This is a genomic window from Oleiphilus sp. HI0079 (genome assembly GCF_001635105.1).
In genome coordinates this window covers 1-767 of sequence record NZ_LWFT01000976.1, presented here as the reverse complement: position 1 = coordinate 767, position 767 = coordinate 1, and the positions used below count along the sequence as shown (strand labels likewise).

At 52.4% G+C, this 767-nt stretch carries 1 protein-coding gene; it reads left to right on the top strand.

Translation table 11 applies throughout. The annotated features are described in order from the left end of the window. The coding region (locus A3750_RS17880; RefSeq protein WP_156498698.1) for an aminotransferase class III-fold pyridoxal phosphate-dependent enzyme at positions 1–767 on the top strand (767 nt) is incomplete at both ends.

The window sequence follows — 767 nt, the reverse complement described above, 5'->3', positions numbered from 1 at the left end:
GAGCTGCATGACGAACGCCTAGAGGCGGTATTTTTTGCCGACTCTGGCTCGGTTTCAGTCGAAGTTGCGATGAAAATGGCTATTCAGTACTGGGCTAGTCTTGGCAAACCCAACAAGCAACGCTTTCTCACTGTCCGTAATGGCTATCATGGCGATACATTTGGCGCGATGTCGGTATGCGACCCCATCAACGGTATGCATTCCTTGTTTGAAAAGACACTCGCTAAGAATGTGTTCGCCCCCGCTCCTGAAACCGCGTTCGGCCACATCTGCAAGGGCCAAGACATTGCTGAGATGACCGCCCTACTCGGTCAGCATCGTGAAGAAATTGCAGCGGTTATTATTGAGCCGATTGTTCAAGGCGCTGGCGGTATGCGCTTCTACTCAGCCGATTACCTCAATCGGCTGCGCACCCTGTGCGATGAGCACGGCGTTTTACTTATTTTTGATGAGATCGCGACCGGCTTTGGCCGCACAGGGAAAATGTTTGCGTATCAGCATTCCGACATCATCCCCGACATCATCACCATGGGCAAAGCCCTAACAGGCGGTTATATGACCATGGCCGCGACGATGACCACGCGAGAGATCGCCGAAACAATCCAATCGCAAAGCCCGGGTGTTTTCATGCACGGCCCGACTTTCATGGCAAACCCTTTAGCCTGCAGCGCCGCTCTGGCAAGTTTAAATTTGCTTATGGAGTATGATCTAGAACCGCTTATTGCAGGCATCGCCTCACAACTTGAAAACGGTCTGGCACCCTGCTG